Source organism: Mesorhizobium liriopis (assembly GCF_024053505.1).
Lineage (GTDB): Bacteria > Pseudomonadota > Alphaproteobacteria > Rhizobiales > Rhizobiaceae > Mesorhizobium_B > Mesorhizobium_B liriopis.
In genome coordinates this window covers 35,258-55,939 of the sequence record NZ_JAMXQS010000003.1, presented here as the reverse complement: position 1 = coordinate 55,939, position 20,682 = coordinate 35,258, and the positions used below count along the sequence as shown (strand labels likewise).

The following is a 20,682-nucleotide window of genomic DNA, read 5'->3' as shown; positions in this document are numbered from 1 at the left end:
TGCGTCGTGACCGAAGCTCGTGCCAATATGATGATATCGGTCTGGCGCGGCATGGGCTCGACGGGCAAGTTCGAGACGTTCGAGGTTCCCGCGCAGGACAACCAGACCGTCCTCGACGTCGTAACTTGGATCCAGCAGGCGGCCGACCCGTCGCTGTCCTATCGCTACGCCTGCCGTGTCGGCATGTGCGGTTCCTGCGCCATGATGGTCAACGGGCAACCCCGCTGGACGTGTCGAACACATGTGAAGCGGGTGTTGCGCGACAACCAGATCGAGATCGCACCGCTCCGCAACCTGCCGGTCATCAAGGACCTCGCGACCGACATGGATCCGTTCTTCGACAAATGGGTGAAGGCGGGTGGCGTACATCGGGCCAGCCGATCGCGTGACATGCCCATCCAAGAGGTCAAGCCGGACACGGCCCAACGACAGGCGGCCGACAATGGCATCGAGTGCATCAACTGCGCGGTGTGCTACGCAGCCTGCGATACGGTTTCCAGCAACCGGGACTATCTCGGCCCTGCCGCGCTGCAGCGCGCCTGGACCCTATTCAACGACGAGAAGGTCGTCGACAAGCAGGCCGTCCTCGACGCGGTGTCGGGTTCGGGTGGCTGCCACAACTGCCACACGCAGGGCAGCTGCACGAAGTTCTGCCCAAACGACCTCGATCCGCTCGGCTCCATCGCAGGCCTGAAGCGGGAGACCGCGAAGTCGTTCTTCAGGCGCGGAAGCAAGCAATGTTGAACGCGCGGCTCTACATGGCCCAGCGCCTGAGCGCGATGATCATGATCCCGCTCGTCTTCGGACATCTCGCCGTCATGATCTACGCAATCCAGGGCGGCCTGACGACGGCAGAGATACTCGGACGCACGAAGGGCAGCGTCACGTGGTTCCTGTTCTACGGAACCTTCGTCGCCGCGGTCTCCGTGCATGCGGCGATCGGCGTGCGCGTTATCATCCACGAGACGTTCTCGCTGAAAGGGAAATGGCTCGAGGCGACGACATGGCTCATCGGAGCGCTGCTGCTTATCATGGGCGCGCGCGCCGTTCTGGAGGTGACGTTCGCATGATACGGCCGCATCGCTCTCATCCACTCTGGCTGGCCTATTTCCTGCATCGGGTCTCAGGCCTCGCGCTGGCGCTCTTCCTGCCGTTCCATTTCCTACTGCTGTCGATGGTGATTAGCCAGCCGCAGACCGCCGATGCGCTGCTGCGGTTCACGGATCATCTGACCGTCAAGCTCGCCGAGGGCGGGCTAGTCTTCCTGCTGGCGGTGCATTTCTTCGGCGGCGTGCGGCTCCTCGCGCTTGAATTTCTGCCTTGGTCGGGCAAGCGCAAGACGATAACCGCGGCGGCAATCGCTTTCGCCTTCTTCGTTTCCGGATCCTTCGTCCTGCGCGCGGTGTAGACATGAAAGTCCAGATCGAACGTCTCGATACAGATATACTCATCCTCGGCTCGGGCGGGGCAGGGCTCTTCGCCGCGCTTCACGCGCAGGAGAGTGCGCCTCCCGGAACCCGCATCACGCTCGCCGTGAAGGGCCTGATCGGCAAATGCGGATGCACCCGCATGGTGCAGGGCGGGTACAATGTCGCGCTGGGTGGCGGCGACACGGTCGAGCGCCACTTCATGGACACGATCAATGGCGGCAAGTGGCTGCCCAACCAGGACATGGCGTGGCGCCTGTGCGAGCAGGCCGTGGTGCGCATCCGCGAACTCGAAAATGAAATTGGCTGTTATTTCGACCGCAATCCCGACGGCACCCTGCATCAGAAGGCGTTCGCCGGGCAGACGGCGGACCGCACGGTGCACAAGGGCGACCTTACCGGCATCGAGATCATCAACCGGCTGATGGAGCAGGTGCTCTCGCGTCCGATTGAAAAGCTTCAGGAACATCGCGCCATAGGCCTGATCCCGACCAAGGACGGCGCCGCGCTGGCTGGCGTGCTCTTCATCGACATGCGCACCGGCGGGTTCCGCTTCGTGCGCGCCAAATGCGTAATGATGGGAACCGGCGGCGGCCCCACCATGTACAAGTACCACACGCCGTCCGGCGACAAGACGATGGACGGGCTGGCGATGGCCCTTCGCGTCGGCCTTCCGCTTCGCGACATGGAGATGGTGCAGTTCCATCCGACCGGACTGCTGGCAGGCGACCATACGCGCATGACGGGGACGGTGCTTGAAGAGGGCCTGCGCGGCGCGGGCGGCCAGTTGCTCAACGCCAGGGGTAATCGGTTCATGTTCGAATACGATTCCCGCGGAGAACGCGCGACGCGTGACGTCGTCAGCCGCGGAATCTATTCCGAGATGCGCAAGAACAACGATCCCGCCCAGATCGGCATGTTCATCTCGATGAGCCATCTCGGCCCGGACAACGTGCGCAAGAAGTTCCCGGGCATGGTCAAGCGCTGCGCCGATTCCGGCTTCGACCTGGCGGCTGGCAAGGTCGAGGTGGTTCCCACCGCGCATTACTTCATGGGCGGCGTCATCGTCGATCCTGATACGCGCACGGCGCTGCATGGACTGTATGTTGCCGGCGAGGACGCGGGCGGTGCGCACGGTTCCAACCGGCTTGGCGGCAACGGCGTCGCCAATTCGACCGTCTTCGGCGGCGTCGCCGGCGACACAATGGGCGTCGATATCCGCACTATGAAGGCCCTTCGCGATCCCGACGAGAGCGTGCTGGCGGCCGAGGTCGGGCGCGCCATCCACCCGCTCGCCGTGAAGCCTGGAAACGTGCAGGCGCTGCGGCACAATCTGCAGGAAGCGATGTGGGAAGACGCCGGCGTGACGCGAACCGGCTTCGGCATGAAGCGCGCGCTGAACCGTATCGCCGAAATCCGAAACAAGCTGGCGGCGACCGGCGTCGACGGTGGGAACCTTGCCTTCAACCTCACTTGGCACGACTGGCTAAACATGGCGTCGCTGACCGAGATTTCGGAGGTGATCGCCGCGGCTGGCATCGCTCGCGAAAACTCTCGCGGCGCACATTTCCGCGAGGATTTTCCGGAACCCGGCGACCTGGACACATCCTATTTTACGGTGGCGCGCCGGGTTCACGGCGAACTGGAAGTATCTCGCGAACCCGTTCTCTTCACGATCGTACGGCCCGGCGAGACGATACTTCCGGCGGGCGAGCCGGAAACACTTGTGGCGGCACATTGAATTGGATTGCGCGTTCCGGCCGGGACGTATCCGGCCGCGACACGCAGACGGAGGTATCATGATTTCCATCGATCTTATCGAGGCGACGGCCAAGGAGTTGATGGCCAAAGCCGCGATCGAAATTCCTGACGACTATCTAGACGGCTTGAAGCAGGCCGCCAGCACCGAGGATGGCGACCTCAGTTCCTACGTCCTGCAGGCAATGCTGGAGAACTACGAGGCGGCCAAACAGGATCGTCGAGCCATGTGCGGCGACACCGGAACGCCGCGCTGGTACGTCAAGATGGGTAACGGAACCATGATCGAAGGCGGGCCGATCGCGCTCGAGGCGGCGCTGCGGCGTGCGACGGCGCAATCGACCTACGAACTGCCGCTGCGTCCGAACCGCGTCCATCCCCTTTGGCGCACCGACCATAACAACAACATCGGCATTGGCGCCCCCGAAATCGAATACGGCTATGAGCCGGGAGGCGAGTGGATCGACCTGATCACGGTCCACAAGGGCGGCCTGTTCGGGACGGATTACCGCATGCTATTCCCGTCCGACGGGATCGAAGGCATCAAGCGTTTCTACCTTGACTGCCTCGTCGCCTTCGGCAAGCGCGGGCTTGCCTGCCAGCCAGCTATCATCGGCATTGGGATTGGCGGCTGCAAGGACACTTGCATGGTGCTCGGCAAGCGCGCCGCCTGCCTGCGCATAGTCGGCAGCCGCAACAGTGATCCGAAGATCGCATCACTCGAAGACGAGCTGAAAGAGCTCGGCAACTCGATTGGCATGGGCGCCATGGGTTTCGTCGGGAAAAACATGGTCATCGATGCCAATATCGAAGTGGGGTACTGCCACACCGGCGGCATGCAGATGTCAGTGCATGCCTTCTGTCTGTCGTCGCGCCGCGCGGTGGCACGCGTGTTCCCCGACGGACGTGTCGAATATCGCACCGATCCCGAGTGGTTCACAGACTACCAGCGTCGGGAAACGGTCGAATGGGAGCCGATGCTGGAGGCCGCGGAATGAAACTGCGCCAAATCGAATTGAGCACGACGCCCAGCGCGGAAGATATCGCGTCGCTGCGGCTTGGGGACGTGGTCTACCTGAACGGCCTTGTGTACACGGCGCGCGAGGGCGTCTACATGCGTGCGCTGGAGCAGCGGGCGAACATTCCCTTGGAACTGCCGGCCGAAAGTGCGGCCAATTTTCATTGCTCTCCGGCGGCAACTATCCGCAAGGACGGTTCGTTCGACCTCGGCGCTGTGACGGCTACCGCGAGCTTCCGTTTCGCCAAGTGGCTGCCCGAATGGATGGCCAAAACCGGCGCCAAGCTGATCATCGGCAAGGGCGGCATGTCGTCGAAGGACTACAAGAGCTACTTTGTGCCGAACGGCGCCGTGTATCTCTCGACCGTCGGCTATGGCACCGGCGCGCTGCTGGGGCGCGGCGTGGAGAATGTCGAAGCCGTGCATTGGCACGAGGAACTCGGCATCGCCCAGGCTATGTGGGTCATACGCTGCAGCCGCATGGGTCCGTTCCTGGTCGCGTCCGACCTCAACGGCGAGTGTCTGTTCGAACGCGAGAACGCCAAGATTGCCGGCAACCTGGAGCGCCTTTACGCCGGGACGAAGCCGGCCACTCTGAAGCGCTTCGGAGAGACGGACGATCGAACCGACGAGGTCATCGGATGACCGCCAACATGCAACCGCTTTTTCGCAACTAGGATTGAGACGGTCCAGAATGTTCATCGACATGCGCACCTACACGCTGAAGAACGGAAACGTCCCGAAGTTCCTGAAGCTTTACGAGGAAGAGGGAATGGAAGTGCAGAAGCGCATCCTCGGCAACATGGTCGGATACTATTACACCGACATCGGAAACCTCAATCAGGTAGTTCACATGTGGGGCTACGACAGCATGGACGACCGTTGGGAACGCCGCAAAAATCTTCAAGCATCAAAGGAGTGGCAGGACTATGCCGTTCAGATGCGCCCGCTGGTAGACAACATCGAAAACAAGATACTCGTACCAGCGCCATTCTTCACGCCTTCGAGACCTTAAAGGACTTAATTGATATAAACGAAATATGTCATATAAAATAATGAATATTTGACACTGCTCCGAAAGATATCTCTTCATGTTAAATTTGTATCGCAAATAAATCTGTCTCGGGAGGAGGCGGTTGTGGTAAAATCTATAACATTGTACCCGCTCGGTGTTGGCGACGCGTTCACGGAGAAATTCTGGTACAGCAACATGATCCTAAACATGGACGGTCGTGAGATTTTCATCGACTGCCCCGCTTACATACCGAAGATGCTCGCCGACAATAACAAGAACGGGGAAGGCAAGGTCACCATCGACCGGTACAAGGAGCTCATCATAACCCATATGCACGCCGACCATGTCGGAGGCGTCGAGGAGCTTGCATACTGGCAGTATTTCAAAACCGAAAATCCGATCAAGCTTTACGCGCCCAAATGGCTGCTTCAGGACCTTTGGACGCATCTGCGCACGGCGATGGAGGAATCGGCGCGCGGCGACGGCGGACTGGCATCGATGGACTGGTTCTTCGAGCCGATCCCCTTGCAGGACAAGCACGATTTCGGCGGCTTCACCGTCGAGACCCATGTGACGAAGCACTTCCCGCGCACCGTCGCCTACATGTTCGACTTCGGCAACTTCAAGTTCGGCTACAGCTCGGACACCGGCTTCGACCGCAATCTCATCGAATGGCTCGACCGTGCCGACGTTATCCTGCACGAGTGCCGTTTCGGGCCGACCAACGTGCTGGGCGGCGACCTGAACACGCTGCATTCCTCGATCGCTGACATGCTCACATTGCCGGAATCCTTCCAGCGCAAGACACATCTGTATCACTATGCGGACGACACTTTCGACGACGATCCGCTGAAGCCTAACTACGAGATTGGACACTACCGGCTTCTGGTGCAGAACAAGACGCTGAAGCTGCTCTGACCAGAGCTGCGGAAGAGGGGGCCGGGGTTCGCCCGGCTGCCGGCTCGGCAGGGCGATAGGGCCACGGATGGCCAGAAGTCCGAATCCCTTCCCTGACCCGCCACATGGCAGGACTACCGAGGATGGGATGTTCTCGGAGGCGGAGGTTCGCCTTGCCAACCGAAATTCAGGCATACTGCTCGAGGCCCTTGCGCTCGACGTCACGCCCACCGGTCTGCACTACCTGCTCAACCACTTCGACGTCCCTCCAACGGGAGCGATTGTTTTTAGGTTCTACCTCACGATCATCCAATCAAAGAAAATCGAATTTTTTAAAGCTAGTCTTCGGTATTTTTCGTTTTTTTTTAGGTTGATCGTCAATAGGATGAGACATTGGTCCGAGCGAGTGGGCTTTCGCTAGATCGTGGAGGAAAGTCAGTGATTGTGAAATCACTTCCGCTCGATGCGGTTCGTAGTGTCGTTAAACCGCAGTCGTCCGGCTCCTCATAGCGAGATCGCCGCGGCGTGACCAAGCGTGCGGAAATGGAAGTGTCGGTATGGCGAGATTTCGCTCAGACCGAGCTTCCAGAACTTCCGTGGTTATTCTCCAAGGCAGTCAGATGGCTTTAGATGCGCGATAGCGCATCGCATCTGCTGCAATGAAAGCAGTCGCTTTTGGGAGCGGGATACTGGTTCCATCCGCGCTTCCTCACACTTCCTGAGCCACCCGCATCCTACATCCGGCAGGTTACTCCACGTTTCGAGTGAAGAGTTGCGGAAAGGACGACATACAAGGGAGAGCAGAGTTGTTGAGGGCAGTCGAGAAGGAGGTGTCGCCGGACACCGAGAAGGCATGCAGCGTCGTTCTAGAGGACGTGTCCGTATCCTTCAGCGGAAACCCTGGTACTAAGGTTCTCGACAATATCAGTCTGCAGATACGGGAGGGCGAATTTGTTGCTCTCGTCGGCAAGAGCGGATGTGGCAAGACGACGATCCTCAACCTGCTTGCCGGGTTGATCGAGCCCAAGCAAGGCAACATCAGGATACACGGCAAGGAGGCTGCCGAAGGGCGTGAACATATTGGCTACATGTTCGCGCGCGACTGCCTGTTCCCTTGGAGGCGGGCACAGAAGAACGTCGAGATGCCGCTCGAAGCGAAGGGCGTGCCGGCTGAGGAGCGTCGCGCCCGCGCGCGTCGCGAACTGAAACGCGTCGGGCTGGGCAACTTCGCGGATTATTATCCCAAGTCTCTCTCCCATGGGATGCGGCAGCGTGTTGCGATCGCCCGCACCTGGGTTCTCGACCCCGACATCCTTCTGATGGACGAGCCCTTCGCGGCGCTGGATGCCCAGACGCGGCTCACCCTCGAGCGGGACTTCCTCAAGCAGTGGGCCGAAAGAGCGTCGACGGTCATCTTCGTCACCCACGACCTGCCTGAAGCCATCGCACTGGCAGACCGGGTGATCGTACTCGGCAAGGGCAAGATCATCTACGACGACAAGATGCCCTTCGGATGGCCGCGCGATCCGGAGACGGTTCTCGCCGACCCGCGCTTTGGCAAGGTGTTCGCCGAAATCCGCGACCTGCTGGGCTAGAGGACAAGCATCGTGACGATGATTTCGCAAAAACAGTCCATGGTTTCAGAAGCCGATTCCGCGCGCGCCGGATGGCGCCGGGAAGACTGGACGCAAGTGATCGAGAGATTCATCCCCGGGATCGTCTTCGTCACCCTGTGGTGGATCGCCATACGCTTCAACCCAAGCCTGAGTTTCTACCTCAGTACGCCGGGAGACGTGGCGACATTCCTGGGCGAAAGCGTTTCCGACTCCGAATTCTGGCGCAATGTCAGTTCGACGATGCAGGCGACGTTCATCAGCTTCTTCATCGGGAGCGTTCTGGGGATCGCGGCAGGCATCTCGGTCTCGCTGTCGCCGCGCGTCGAAGCCGCCATCGAGCCCTATGCCTCGGCGTTGAACAGCCTGCCGCGCATCGCGCTGGCTCCCGTCTTCATCGCGTTCCTCGGACTGGGCACCGCGGGCAAAGTCGCCGTCGGCGTCTCGCTAGTGTTCTTCGTTCTTTATTACAATTGCCGCGCCGGCGTTAAGTCGGTCGATCCCGACTGGAGCATGCTGGCGCGAACCCTGAATTTCAGCAAGCGCAAGACCTTCTTCAGCCTGCTGCTGCCGGTTACCTGGCCATCCATTTTTTCTGGATTGCGCCTCGCCTTTACCTACGCGTTGCTCGGTGTGGTCAGTTCGGAGATCGTCGCGGCGCGCGCCGGCATGGGCCAGCTCATCATGCTCTATTCCGCGCAATTCAGGATGGATGCCGTTTATGGAACGCTCATCTGGATGGGTGTCATTTCGGGTGGCGTCTACTGGATCGCCGGCAGGGTCGAGAAGCGCATCATGTCCTGGAAATAAAGGAAAGCAGACAAAGTAATGGAGGATCAAATGCGTTGTCGTATGTACAGCAGCCGTGGGTTTCGCCGTGGCCTCGCCATCGGCCTGGTCGGTGCAGCGATCTCGTCGGTCGCAGCGGCCCAGGAGCAGAAGACCATATCGATGATCTATTTCAACGGATCGTCGGAAGCGTTGGAAGTCGGCATCCTGATGGATGAGGGCATCTTCGAGAAGAATGGGCTCAAGCCGGAATTTGCGCAGGCGACCAGCGGGCCGGCCATCACCTCGGCGCTCGCCAGCGGATCTGTGCAGTTCGGCCCCGGCTATCCGGCGCTCTATCTGCCGGCGCTCAAGCAGAACCGCGCTCTGCGGGTCGCCGGGCCTTTCGCGGAATCCGGCTTCTACAATATCATCGCCCAGAAGGAGATCGAACTTGCCGATCCCGGCGTCGGGGTGAACGAGAACTCGCTCGAAAACGTCAAGAGCATGATGGGCAAGACCGTCGGCGTGACCGCGCTCGGCGCGCAGACTCAGGTCTTCGTGCAGCTGCTCGCGCAACAGGGTGGCCTGGACTATAAGGAGATCACCTTTGTCCCCACCGGCGGTGCCGCAAGTGCGCTCGCTGCCTTCAAGAACAAGCAGGTCGATTTCCTCGTCACGTGGATTCCCGAAGACGGCCTCCTCGCCGAACAGGGCATCGAGTACCAAACCGCTGTCAATGCCAACTCCGGGCCCGACAACAGCTTTGGACTGATCAACGGTCTCTGGCTCGTGAACTCCGACTTCGCCGATGAGAATCCCGACATCGCGCACGCCTTCTGCAAGGCGACCATCGAGTTGCGCCAGTTCGTCCAGGATCCCCAGAATAAGGAGCGGGTCCTCGAGATCATGCAGAAGCATCAGGGGCTCGACAGGAAGGGCGCTGAGATCGTCTACGAGAACTGGCGGTACGTCTACGAACCCATCGAGGTGAACTACGTCTCTGAAAACCTTTGGAGGGAACAGAGCCGATACCTCACCGGGACGAAGGATGAGGGCTACGTGCCCGAGTACGGCAACTACATCAGCAACGATTGCATGAAGCTCGGCCAGCAGGCCATGAAGCAGTAACGATGGTCGGCGAGGCAGGGAACAGCTGCTGCCTCACCGGTTCCTCCTCATTCCTCGGGTGCGCAATGTTTCGCGCGGCCGGTGCCTACTGGTCTATTGAACGGCATGACAGACAGAAAGACTATCCTAATAACCGGCGCCGCGGGCGGCTTGGGGCGCGAGTTTGCCAAACTCACACTGGCGGACGGAGCGCACCTCGTGCTCGTCGACAGGGATGCGGCAGCGCTTTCGAGGTTCGAAAGCGAGTTGGGAAAGGATGCCGCCGTGCAACTCGCGGCGGTGGATCTGACCTCCTTCGACGCGTGTCGACACCTCATGGAGAGACTCGAAAGGCTGGACGCGCTCGTTCATCTGGCCGGCGTCTACATCGACGATGACGCTTCAGAGGAGTTCAAGGGAGTCTGGGACACCACGATGGCGGTGAACTTGACCTCCGTGTTCAATCTGGCCAGCGTCTTTGCGCCGCTCCTGTCCAAGGCGGCGCCGGGGCGGCTCATTCTCACGAGTTCCATCGCGTTCAGGCGCGGTTCGCCGGATCATCTGGCGTATTCGGCATCCAAAGGCGGCGTCGTTGGGATGACGCGTGCTCTCGCCCGCCGCTTCGCTCCCCACATTCTGGTCAACGCCGTGTCTCCTGGCATCATCCAGACGCAGATGACGGAAGACATCCGCCACACCCGCGCCGACAGACTGCTGGCAGAAATCCCTCTGAAACGGTGGGGACAACCGCCTGAGGTCGCGGGCGTCCTCCGGTTCCTCTGCGGCGATGACAGCAGCTATATCACGGGTCAGGTCATCAATGTCGATGGCGGCATGAACAATGCCTAGCGAGAGCGCATCGGCTGCCAGCCCAACCCACCGGGCTTCGCTAGCGGACCTCATCAAAAAGCCACATCACACCGCCTTCTGCGTCACCGACTTCGATGCGGCGCTGTCATTTTTCGTGGATCTGCTCGGCTTCGTCGTCGAGGCGGACAGTGAGCGGACGGAGCCGGAGCTGGCGACCGTAACGGCCGTGCCCGGCGCGCGGATACGTCTGGCGATGCTGCGGCTGGGCGATTATCGAATCGAGCTCTTCCGGTACAACGGCTCCAAGCACCTGCCGCGGGTGCATCCCCAGGACAAGAACGGGCTTACCCACGTCGGCTTTGAAGTTTCCGACGTCGATGCCGTCTACGAGCGCATCCTGGCAGCGGGTTACCGGGCGACATCCGTTCCCGTCGAACTGCGCAACGGCCGGTCGAAACTGATCTACGTCTACGGCCCCGAGGAACTCGTCGTCGAATTTATCGAGCTTCGCGATATCGCCGACGACAAACCTGCCGCCAACTCTGAATACGGGGCTGACGATGCCTGAATTTATTGATCTCACCCCGCTCACGCCGTGGCGCGAAATTAGGGCGTCGCGCGAGGACTGGACCGCGCTCGATCCTTCGCTCGGCGGCACGATGCTGGCGCAGATGCATCTCATCAGGGCTTTCGAGGAGAAGGTTCTCGAACTCGCCTCACAAGGGCTTGTGCATGGCCCGGCCCATTCCGCGGTCGGCCAGGAGGCCGGTGCCGTCGCTTCGGCGCTCGCCATGCGAACGAGCGATCAGATCAACGGCTCGCATCGCGCGCATCACCAGTTTCTGGCAAAGGCGCTGTCCTACGTGAAGGCGGACGGGATCGACCCACAGACGGCGTTCGGCGATGACGTTCGTGGCCTTTCCAAGAAGACGCTGGCTGAAATCCTCGGGCTGGCCCAGGGCTTCTGCCGCGGGCGTGGCGGCTCGATGCATCTGCGCTGGTCGGAAGCCGGAAATCTTGGAACCAATGCCATCGTCGGCGGCGGGGTTCCGATGGCGGCAGGCGCCGCCTTCACCCACAAGAAGGCAGGGACCGGAGATGTCGTCTACAGCTATTTCGGCGACGGCGCGACTAACATCGGCTCCGTGCTCGAAACCATGAACCTGGCTGCGGCGTGGAAGCTGCCGGTGGCGTTCTTCATCGAGAACAACCGCTACGCGGTTGCCACGAGCGTAGAAGAATCGACGGCGGAACCTCGCCTCTCTTCGCGAGGGTTGGCCTTCGGCATTCCGTCGCTGAAGGTCGATGGAATGGATCCGCTTGCCGTATACCTGGCATGCGTCGAGGCGAACCGCATCATGCGGTCGGGTCAGGGTCCGGTGATCATCGAGGCTGACGTCTATCGCTATTTCCACCAGAACGGCGCGCTTCCCGGCAGCGCTTTCGGCTATCGCAGCAAGGAGGAAGAGGCAGCCTGGTGGGGCAGGGACCCGCTGGACAGAATGGCCCGCGAGTTGATGGAGCGGCAAATCCTGGGCGAGGATGCGATCAAGCGGCTGCGCGCCAATTGCCAGGCACTCATGAACGACATCGCCGGTGAGCTGATCGAACAGGTCGACGGCAGGGGACGCATTATCCAAGCGCTGTGGCCGGAAGAGGATTTCAAAGATTTCGGTCTGCGCGGCGACCTGAGTGAGTTCGACGGTGTTCGCTACGAGGAGGCGGAGAGTTTTTCCGGCAAGCTTGTAGAAGACGCAAAGTTCATCGATCTCGTGGCGGACGTGATGGGTCGAAGGATGGACAAAGACGACCGGATCGTCGTCATGGGCGAGGATATCCATAGGCTCCGGGGCGGCACCAATGGTGCTACTCGAGGCTTGTCCCAGAAGTATCCCGACCGCTGCCTAGGCACTCCGATCAGCGAGAATGCATTCACCGGCCTTGCCGCCGGAATGGCAGCGGATGGTCGCGTCCGCCCGGTCATCGAATTCATGTATCCCGATTTTATGTGGGTCGCCGCCGATCAGGTGTTCAACCAGATAGGCAAGGCCCGCCACATGTTCGGCGGTGACGGCGGAATGCCCCTCGTTTTGCGGACCAAGGTGGCGATAGGAACCGGATACGGGTCGCAGCATTCGATGGACCCGGCGGGAATATTCGCCACGGCGCCGGGCTGGCGCATCGTCGCCCCGTCGACGCCGTTCGACTATGTCGGCTTAATGAATTCGGCCCTTCGCTGCAATGATCCGGTGCTCGTGCTGGAACATGTCGATCTCTACAATTCCAAGGGAACGGCACCGGTGGACGATCTTGATTATTTCATCCCGCTTGGCAAGGCGAAGGTCGTTCGGCAGGGCATGCGCGTCACGGTCCTCACCTACCTGTCGATGGTCGAGAAAACACGGCAGGTCGCCGAAGAAATGGGCGTCGATGCCGAGATTATTGACCTCAGGAGCCTCGATCGCGCGAGCTTTGACTGGAAGACGGTAGAGGCGTCCATTCGCAAAACCAACAACGTCCTCATCGTCGAGCAGGGTGCCGCCGGCACTTCTTATGGCGGCTGGCTCGCAGACGAATTGCAGCGTCGTGTCTTCGACTGGCTCGACCAGCCAGTTGCGCGGGTCCATGGCGGTGAAGCATCACCGAGCATCTCCAAGGTACTTGAGGCGGCTGCCTGCGCAGGTCCCCGCGAAGTCACAGCTGCGCTGCACTCTGTTATGGCAGCTCAAGGTCGGCCCCTTACGGCCTGAGGAGCGCGTGACAGGCGACGTAGCGATCCTTCCGAGAAATCCGACGCCAAACCGGTTCTTCCTCAGTTTGTGTAGTTCACCTGCCTTTGGGTGTTCAGTCCCGGCATCTGGTGGAGTGGATGGACGATGAAGCGGTCTGGCTCTGAGGTCCAGATTTTGGCGATGGATTCGTAGGGTGTGAGCCCGCTGAGCGTCTTAAGTCGCCGGCCGAGGTTGTAGGCCGCCATGAAGTCGGCGAGGTGCGCTAGAAGCTGGTTGTGGCTCTCGTAATGAAAGCGTTTGACGGTTGCGTCCTTGATGGTCCGATTTATCCGCTCGCGCCTCGCCATTGGTCCAAGGATGGTTCGGCTTCGTGAGGCGGTGCTCGATGCCGTTTGCCTTGCAGATCATGTCGAAGCGTATCTGCCTGGACCAGGCAGCGTTACGGTTGCGCGGCTGCTCAGCGAACTGGATGCCTCTCGCCATAGGCCTCCAACCGGTGGCGGCTCGATGGCTCGATCGGTTTGGATCGGGTGGATGCGGTAGCGCACAGCTTTCAGCAGGTGCTTGAGAAACTCCCATGCCGTTCGTCTGTCAGCCTTGTGGACGAGCTGGGTGACGGCAAACCTGCTAGTCTGATCAATGGCCACGAACAGGTATAACTTGCCTTCGGCGGTCTGCACCTTGGCAATATCGATGTGGATCGAAGCAAGTGCCCGCCATTGGTTCGAGGGCCATGCCGAGGGCCGATCGCGTAACGTTGGAAGCACTGTCGCTTTGGCTTGTCGCCTTCGATTTCCGGTAAGCGGGAAATGCCATGCCGCTGGACGCAGCGGTGCAGCGCTGACCGTGTCGAATGCGGGATCGTCGGCTTCAACGCGTAGAGCCAATCGTCGAGCGGCAGCAACGTATGCCGGCGAAACGCGACGGACATGGCCTCCTCGGCCTCACTCAGTGTCGTTGAGCGCGGCTCGTTCGGCCCGGTCTCCAGGTCCTCCAAAGTCTGACGCTTACGCCACTTGGCCACCGTCTTCGGGTTGATGCCGAGCTCCCGGCCCAGCGTCGCGAGCGAAGCGTGCGATCGCTGCTCGGATGGCGTGCGTGGTCGTGGCGCTCCTATGGCGAACCTGTCCCATAGTGCCGCCTTCCATTTCATTGCAAGGATCACACCATCAAACCCTGGGATCAAACACCTGGATATAGAATTCGTCGAGGTCACACCATCCGTCCCAAGCGATGGAAAAGGTTCGCAAGCTTTCTTCGCTCGTTCTGGTCCTCTGCTTGCTGCATGTACTCGCTGATGGCCATGCGGATGAGTGTGAAGTCCTCAGTCGAGAAGAGCGCGCGGGCGCGTGCCGGTTCGCTCGGTTGGACAAATTCTGGTTGTAGCTTCATGGCTTCAATTCCTAGACCTGGAGAATGGGATGCCTGAAACGGCATTCCCGGAACGACTTAAGCGAGCGGCTCAGGCCGCAAATTGGTTCATGGTATTGTGTATGCCGCCGGCCTTCAGCGCGGCCTCACCGGCGAAATATTCCTTGTGATCGTCGCCGATATCCGATCCCGACATGTTCTGGTGTTTCACACAGGCGATGCCCTGCCGAATTTCCTGGCGCTGCACGTTCAACACGTAGCCGAGCATGCCCTGATCTCCGAAGTAGTCCTTCGCCAGATTGTCGGTCGACAGTGCCGCCGTGTGGTAGGTCGGAAGAGTGATCAGGTGATGGAAGATGCCGGCGCGCTTCGCGGCGTCGGACTGGAAGGTCCGGATCCTGTTGTCGGCCTCCTCGGCCAGATCGGTTCCGTCATAGTCCACGCTCATGAGTTTCGCGCGGTCGTAAGCCGACACGTCGCGGCCCTCCGCCTGCCAGGCATCGAAGACCTGTTGGCGGAAATTGAGCGTCCAGTTGAAGGACGGCGAATTGTTGTAGACCAGCTTTGCGTTCGGAACGACCGCGCGAATGCGGTCCATCATTCCCGCGATCTGCTCGACATGCGGCTTCTCGGTCTCGATCCAGAGAAGGTCGGCGCCGTTCTGCAGTGAGGTGATGCTGTCAAGTACGCACCTGTCTTCCCCGGTGCCCGCGCGGAACTGGAAGAGGTTGGAGGAAAGCCGCTTGGGACGAAGCAGCTTGCCGTCGCGGTTGATGACGACATCACCGTTTTGTAACTCGTCGGCGGCAATTTCCTCGCAGTCGAGAAAGCCGTTATACTGATCGCCGAGGTCACCGCGCTCCTTCGAAACGGCAATCTGCTTGGTCAGGCCTGAGCCGAGTGAATCGGTGCGCGTGACGATGATACCGTCTTCAACGCCGAGTTCGAGGAAGGCATACCGGCAGGCGCGCACCTTCTGCAGGAAGTCTTCATGCGGCACCGTGACCTTGCCGTCCTGATGGCCGCATTGCTTCTCGTCGGAAACCTGGTTCTCGATCTGAAGCGCGCAGGCTCCCGCTTCGATCATCTTCTTGGCCAAGAGATAGGTGGCCTCCGCATTCCCAAAGCCGGCGTCGATATCGGCGATGACGGGCACGACATGGGTCTGGAAATTCTCGACCTGATGGATGAGCTGCTTTTCCTTGACCTGATCGCCGGCCTTTCGGGCTGCATCGATATCGCGGAAAAGCAGGTTGAGTTCGCGGGAGTCCGCCTGTCGCAGGAAGGTGTAGAGTTCCTCGATCAGGGCCGGAACGCTCGTCTTCTCATGCATGGACTGGTCGGGCAGCGGACCGAATTCCGAGCGAAGCGCGGCGACCATCCATCCCGACAGATAAAGGTAGCGTCGGTCGGTCGTGCCGAAATGCTTCTTGATTGAAATGAGCTTCTGCTGACCGATGAAACCGTGCCAGCAGCCGAGCGACTGCGTGTATTTGGAGGGGTCCGCGTCGTAGGCTTTCATGTCGCGGCGCATGATCGCGGAATTGTAGCGCGCGATGTCGAGGCCGGTCTTGAAGCGGTTCTGCAGCCGCATGCGTGCCACGGCTTCAGCGGAAATCCCCGACCAGCTCATATTGGCCGCAACTAGATCGCCGACTTCGTTGATGGTCGCCTGATACGACATGTGAGCCTCCTGCTCGTTCGCATTGTTCATGCAAGAAACCTACTGGGAGAGATTTCAGCAGAGAATTGCTCATGGAGTCAGATTGTAACACTTTACAAAATAATCTTGTAAAGCTGTAATATGAGTATGGAAAAGCCCGGTGTGTTTCTTGGTCCGCGGTTGAGGCGCCTGCGGCGCGATCTCGGACTTACCCAAGCCGCGATGGCGATCGATCTCGACATTTCGCCGTCCTACATAGCGCTGATGGAGCGCAACCAGCGGCCGGTCACGGCTGAAACACTGCTGCGCTTGGCACGTGCCTACAAAGTCGATTTCTCCGATCTGGACGACGAAAGCGGCCCCGATATCATCGCCCGACTCAAAATGGTGATGAGTGACCCCATTTTTTCTGACATCGATTTCGCGCCATTGGAGGTGTCGGACATGGTGCACAGCTTTCCCGGCTTCGCCGAGGCTATGCTGCGTCTTCACACCGCCTACAAGGAAGAGCAGTTCGCACTCGCCGACCGGCGGCAAGAGGGGGTCCTCGTCGATGGGAGTGTGGCAGGCGATCCGATCGCGGAACTGCGTGGCTTTCTTTCTGCAAGGCGGAACTGCTTTCCTGTTCTCGATTCCGCCGCCGAACGGGTTTCGATCCAGGTCGCGGATGCCGGCGGATTGGCGGCCTACCTGAGGGCGCGTCACAATCTTCGCATGCGTCGGCTGCCTTCTGAGGTTATGACAGGCTCGCTTCGGCGCCTCGACTGGCATCGCAAGGAGCTTCTGCTCGATGAAGCGCTGGACACGGCAAGCCTGAACTTCCAGCTCGCGCAGCAATTGGCCTATCTCGAATTCGATGGCTCTATCCGCGATGTCCTGACTGAGGGAAAATTCGGTTCCGAAAATGCCCGACGCCTCGCGCACCGTGCCTTAGCGGCCTACTGTGCGGCGGCGATCGTCATGCCCTACGCGGCATTCGTCCGCGCGGTGGATTTCCGGTGTTACGATATCGAAGCCCTGTCCAGGCAGTTCGGAACGAGTTTCGAACAAACGGCCCATCGCCTGACGACCCTGCAAAAGCCGGGACAGGAGCGCGTGCCGTTCTTCTTTATTCGCGTCGATGTCGCCGGAAACGTTTCCAAGCGCCTGAACAGCGGCACGTTTCCGTTCGCGCGCCATGGGGGAGGATGCCCCCTTTGGAGCGTCCACCAGATTTTCGCCACGCCTGGCAAGATCGCCACCCAATGGCTCGAACTGCCGGATGGCCAGCGCTTCCTTTCGATCGCGCGAACGGTCAGTTCCGGAGGAGGTGCCTATGGCGTCGCGCGCGTGGAGCGTTCCGTGGCGCTTGTCTGCGAAGCACACCACGCCGAGCGGCTCATCTACGGACGGCATCCTGCGCCGGCGCAAGGCGCGACGCCGATCGGTATCGCGTGCCGGCTCTGCCATCGTACGGCCTGCACCGCCCGCTCGGAGCCACCCATAGGCCGGCAGATCCTTCCAGATGACTACCGACGCCCGGATGCACCATTCGGCTTTTCGGATACCTGACGTCTAGCACTACTTTGGCAGAATAATTCTGGAACGCAGCACCGCTTGCGGGTAACATCATCAAACGCGCCGGATCATTCCTGGGCGTCACTCCACGCTTCAATGACGATGCAATGCTCACTGCGAGCAGCTTTCAGTAGAATTACCAACGCACCAACTTCATTTATTCTATAGCGGAGGCTTCGTGATCAGAGGTGGAGTCTGCTTGTGGGCATCGCCAGCGAATACGCCGACGTCCAGCACAAGGTCGGAAGCGAAAGGTCTGCTTCTTAATGACTGTGTCTGCAACCGGATAGGCCGCTCTCGGCCCAGAAGTTGCCATTCCGCTTTGCGCCTCATTCCGGCCGTTCCAAATATCCCGAAGCTGACCCGAAAGCTGCCGATGAGAAGCGGAAGTTTGGACGTTGGGACTGGAGCGGGTAGCGGAATGGCATCTCTTGGATAGCACTGGCAAGAAGCAGACTATGGAAGTCACAAGTATCAGCGGGATTTTTCTAGGATCGCCTGATACTCGGCTGATGTGCCGACTGTTGTAGCTGCGGCGCTGATGCAGTCGCCAAAGCCACCAGCTCCTTCTGGTAGCCCTTCTCGATCACTTGCCCCACAAAAACGAGGCGGTAAATCACAGGCGCCACGAGGAGGTCCATCAGGCGGTCGGGATCGGGCGCCGGCTCACCACGTTCGACAGCTCGCCAGACAAGCGTTTCGAGGTTGGCGAATGCGTAGCCTGCCGCAATCCGTGCCAGCGCAACGTTTTCAACACGCTCGCGGATCATGGCGCGACCGACACCTGTCGAGATCTCATCGACAAACTGGTCGAGCCAAACGAGAAGATCGCCTTCCAGGCTTCCGGTGCTGACGGGCTGCGCGTCGGGACGCATATGCTGTGTGGCAACGTCTCCTAGTAGCTCGGCCAGCGAGCCCCAGCGGCGGTAGATGGTAGAAGGCGTCACGGCGGCGCGATCGGCAATCAGCGCAACAGTGATCTCGGCATTCTCGGCCTGTAGGGCCCGCACAGCCTCGTGGACCGCTTTTTGAATGCGCTCGCTGCGCCCACCGGGGCGGATCAGAACGGGACGGCTCATGGTAAAATTGCGTTAACCTGCTAACGCTAGAAAGTTGCATTAAGGCGCAGGGGCGGTTGTCTGGATGTGCTGATTCCTCCCCAGCTCGCCGTACCAGATGCTCAGCAGACTTTCCAAGACGTTCGCTTCACTTCGCTCCTCACACCAAGACACTGCCTCGGTCATAGAGGGACGCGCCAGCTTGGGGCAGCGCAGCAGATCGCGTGTAAAGATGACCATGATCGTCTTCGGTGCGGTCTACTGCGTGATCGGTGCACGGCTTGTCATCTACGGCTTCAGCGATTTGCCATCACGCGATGGGCTGACGCGCCCTATCGGAACATCGCGACCCGACATCATCGATCGCAATGGCGCGCTCCTGGCAACCGATCTGCGTGTCGCTTCTCTCTATGCAGAACCCCGCCGCATTCCGGATGTCGATGAGGTGGTCGAGAAGCTGTCCACGGTGCTGCCCGAGCTTCACCATGAGGACACTTATCGCAAGCTTAAGGGAAAGGCCGGTTTTGTCTGGCTCAAACGGCAGCTGACGCCCCGCCAGCAACATGACATCCTCGCACTCGGGCTGCCCGGCATTGGCTTTCGTCCTGAGATCAAGCGCTTCTATCCGGGCGGCAGCCAGATGGCGCATGTGCTGGGACTGACCAACATCGACAATCAGGGCCTGTCGGGCATGGAGAAGTGGATCGACCAGCAGGGCCTGGTCGACTTGCGCATGAGTGGGCTTGGCGTGAAGGGGGCGTTTGAACCCGTCCAGCTTTCGCTCGATGCCCGCGTCCAGCACATCGTGCATGACGAACTCACCAAGGCCATGGAGCTGTACAAGGCGACAGCCGCCGGTGGCGTCATCCTGAACGCAAAGACCGGCGAGGTGCTCGCCATGGCCTCGATGCCGGACTACGACCCCAATAACCCGTTCAACGCGCTCGAGAAGGACCGCCTCAACCGCATGTCGGCGGGCACCTCGGAGATGGGCTCGACCATCAAGACCTTTACCACCGCGATGGCGATGGAACTGGGGGGTGCGAACCTTTCCACCATGTTCGATGCGAGCCGCCCGATCGTGGTGGGTCGCCAGCGCGTGCACGACGCGCATGGCAAGGGCCGTCCTCTTACTCTCACCGAAGTGTTCCGCTACTCATCGAATATCGGCTCGGCCAAGGAAGCGTTGATGGTGGGCATTGAGGGCCACAAGGGCTTTCTCGAGCGTGCCGGCCTGCTCACGCGCATGCAGACTGAACTGCCTGAGGTGGCGCGCCCCATGCAGCCGCGAGTCTGGACCCAACCGACCTCGATCACCGCCTCGTTCGGGCACGGCTTTGCAACGACACCCCTGCAAACGGCAGCCGGCATCGCGGGCATCCTCAATCATGGACAGCTTTTGTCACCGACATTCCTCAAGCGCACAGAAGAAGAGGCCAAGGCGGTGGCGCGACCCATCGTCAGCGAGAAGACAAGCCAGGCCATGCGCTATCTCTATCGCCTGAACGGCGTGGAGGGATCGGGCCGCTTGGCGAATATCGAGGGCTATCGGGTGGGCGGTAAGACGGGCACGGCCGAAAAGGTCATCAACGGGCGCTATGCCAAGAACCACAACTTCAACGTTTTTGCCGCAGCCCTGCCCATGGAAGATCCGCAGTTCGTGGTACTCGTCATTGTGGACGATCCACGCCCGGAAAAGCCGGGTATGGGCATCACCGCCTATTCCAATGCAGCCCCGCTTGCCGGCAACATCATCAAACGCGCCGGATCATTCCTAGGCGTCCAACCGCGCTTCAGTGACGATGCGATGCTCGCGGTGAGCAGCGCCCAAGCCCATTAGGGCTGTTAGCGTCTGACCCGATCGAGCCCTCTGCTCTCGGGGGGG

The 20,682-nt window shown here is 60.3% G+C and carries 19 protein-coding genes and 1 pseudogene; 16 read left to right on the top strand and 4 right to left on the bottom strand.

Annotation, left to right across the window (positions count from 1 at the left end; all coding sequences use genetic code 11):
- The first annotated feature begins 6 nt into the window (after positions 1 to 6).
- The 14 genes from NGM99_RS05990 to NGM99_RS05925 all read left to right on the top strand — a co-directional run bounded on the left by NGM99_RS05990 (position 7) and on the right by NGM99_RS05925 (position 13,166).
- Complete coding sequence (locus NGM99_RS05990) at positions 7 to 744, top strand: succinate dehydrogenase/fumarate reductase iron-sulfur subunit (protein ID WP_252817078.1); 738 nt, start codon at positions 7 to 9, stop codon at positions 742 to 744.
- A complete protein-coding gene (locus tag NGM99_RS05985; RefSeq protein WP_252817075.1) occupies positions 738 to 1,070 on the top strand; it encodes a succinate dehydrogenase/fumarate reductase transmembrane subunit in 333 nt (110 codons plus the stop codon). The genes NGM99_RS05990 and NGM99_RS05985 overlap by 7 nt, the downstream gene beginning before the upstream one ends.
- On the top strand, positions 1,067 to 1,408 hold the full coding sequence (gene sdhC / locus NGM99_RS05980; protein WP_252817073.1) for a succinate dehydrogenase, cytochrome b556 subunit: 342 nt from the start codon (positions 1,067 to 1,069) through the stop codon (positions 1,406 to 1,408). The genes NGM99_RS05985 and sdhC overlap by 4 nt, the downstream gene beginning before the upstream one ends.
- 2 nt (positions 1,409 to 1,410) lie before the next feature.
- The gene (locus NGM99_RS05975) at positions 1,411 to 3,168 is read left to right on the top strand and encodes an L-aspartate oxidase (RefSeq protein WP_252817071.1); all 1,758 of its coding nucleotides are present in this window, start codon (positions 1,411 to 1,413) and stop codon (positions 3,166 to 3,168) included.
- A 58-nt stretch (positions 3,169 to 3,226) separates the two neighbouring features.
- A complete protein-coding gene (locus NGM99_RS05970; protein WP_252817063.1) occupies positions 3,227 to 4,183 on the top strand; it encodes a fumarate hydratase in 957 nt (318 codons plus the stop codon).
- Positions 4,180 to 4,848 (top strand): fumarate hydratase C-terminal domain-containing protein, encoded by a 669-nt coding sequence (locus NGM99_RS05965; RefSeq protein WP_252817060.1) that lies wholly within the window; start codon positions 4,180 to 4,182, stop codon positions 4,846 to 4,848. Before NGM99_RS05970 ends, NGM99_RS05965 begins: the two co-directional genes overlap by 4 nt.
- A 49-nt stretch (positions 4,849 to 4,897) precedes the next feature.
- Positions 4,898 to 5,218 carry an NIPSNAP family protein gene (locus tag NGM99_RS05960; RefSeq protein ID WP_252817058.1) on the top strand — a complete coding sequence of 107 codons (321 nt, stop codon included), beginning with the start codon at positions 4,898 to 4,900 and terminating at the stop codon, positions 5,216 to 5,218.
- A 123-nt stretch (positions 5,219 to 5,341) separates the two neighbouring features.
- Positions 5,342 to 6,136 carry an MBL fold metallo-hydrolase gene (locus NGM99_RS05955; RefSeq protein WP_435371398.1) on the top strand — a complete coding sequence of 265 codons (795 nt, stop codon included), beginning with the start codon at positions 5,342 to 5,344 and terminating at the stop codon, positions 6,134 to 6,136.
- Between the two features lie 788 nt (positions 6,137 to 6,924).
- On the top strand, positions 6,925 to 7,710 hold the full coding sequence (locus NGM99_RS05950; protein ID WP_252817054.1) for an ABC transporter ATP-binding protein: 786 nt from the start codon (positions 6,925 to 6,927) through the stop codon (positions 7,708 to 7,710).
- An 18-nt stretch (positions 7,711 to 7,728) separates the two neighbouring features.
- Positions 7,729 to 8,538 carry an ABC transporter permease gene (locus NGM99_RS05945; RefSeq protein ID WP_252817755.1) on the top strand — a complete coding sequence of 270 codons (810 nt, stop codon included), beginning with the start codon at positions 7,729 to 7,731 and terminating at the stop codon, positions 8,536 to 8,538.
- Between the two features lie 42 nt (positions 8,539 to 8,580).
- Positions 8,581 to 9,627 (top strand): ABC transporter substrate-binding protein, encoded by a 1,047-nt coding sequence (locus tag NGM99_RS05940; RefSeq protein ID WP_252817052.1) that lies wholly within the window; start codon positions 8,581 to 8,583, stop codon positions 9,625 to 9,627.
- A 105-nt stretch (positions 9,628 to 9,732) separates the two neighbouring features.
- Entirely contained in the window at positions 9,733 to 10,455 is a 723-nt protein-coding gene (locus NGM99_RS05935; RefSeq protein WP_252817050.1) for an SDR family NAD(P)-dependent oxidoreductase, read from the top strand.
- A complete protein-coding gene (locus NGM99_RS05930; RefSeq protein WP_252817048.1) occupies positions 10,448 to 10,984 on the top strand; it encodes a VOC family protein in 537 nt (178 codons plus the stop codon). Before NGM99_RS05935 ends, NGM99_RS05930 begins: the two co-directional genes overlap by 8 nt.
- A complete protein-coding gene (locus tag NGM99_RS05925; protein WP_252817046.1) occupies positions 10,977 to 13,166 on the top strand; it encodes an alpha-ketoacid dehydrogenase subunit alpha/beta in 2,190 nt (729 codons plus the stop codon). The genes NGM99_RS05930 and NGM99_RS05925 overlap by 8 nt, the downstream gene beginning before the upstream one ends.
- A 62-nt stretch (positions 13,167 to 13,228) precedes the next feature.
- Here NGM99_RS05925 and NGM99_RS05920 read toward each other — a convergent pair.
- The 3 genes and pseudogenes from NGM99_RS05920 to NGM99_RS05910 form a co-directional block, all read right to left on the bottom strand.
- A pseudogene (locus NGM99_RS05920) lies at positions 13,229 to 14,281 on the bottom strand (integrase core domain-containing protein).
- 79 nt (positions 14,282 to 14,360) lie between these two features.
- Positions 14,361 to 14,540 carry a hypothetical protein gene (locus NGM99_RS05915; RefSeq protein ID WP_252817043.1) on the bottom strand — a complete coding sequence of 60 codons (180 nt, stop codon included), beginning with the start codon at positions 14,538 to 14,540 and terminating at the stop codon, positions 14,361 to 14,363.
- A 70-nt stretch (positions 14,541 to 14,610) separates the two neighbouring features.
- Complete coding sequence (locus NGM99_RS05910) at positions 14,611 to 16,203, bottom strand: isocitrate lyase (protein WP_252817041.1); 1,593 nt, start codon at positions 16,201 to 16,203, stop codon at positions 14,611 to 14,613.
- A 126-nt stretch (positions 16,204 to 16,329) separates the two neighbouring features.
- Between NGM99_RS05910 and NGM99_RS05905 the strand changes: the two genes are divergently transcribed.
- Entirely contained in the window at positions 16,330 to 17,733 is a 1,404-nt protein-coding gene (locus NGM99_RS05905) for a helix-turn-helix domain-containing protein (protein WP_252817753.1), read from the top strand.
- A gap of 494 nt (positions 17,734 to 18,227) precedes the next feature.
- On the opposite strand, the gene NGM99_RS05900 is transcribed toward NGM99_RS05905, so the two are convergent.
- Entirely contained in the window at positions 18,228 to 18,818 is a 591-nt protein-coding gene (locus NGM99_RS05900; RefSeq protein WP_252817039.1) for a TetR/AcrR family transcriptional regulator, read from the bottom strand.
- 97 nt (positions 18,819 to 18,915) lie between these two features.
- Here NGM99_RS05900 and NGM99_RS05895 point away from each other — a divergent pair, with 97 nt between their 5' ends.
- Positions 18,916 to 20,637, top strand: a complete 1,722-nt coding sequence (locus NGM99_RS05895) for a peptidoglycan D,D-transpeptidase FtsI family protein (RefSeq protein WP_252817037.1) — start codon at positions 18,916 to 18,918, stop codon at positions 20,635 to 20,637.
- The last annotated feature ends 45 nt before the right edge of the window (positions 20,638 to 20,682 follow it).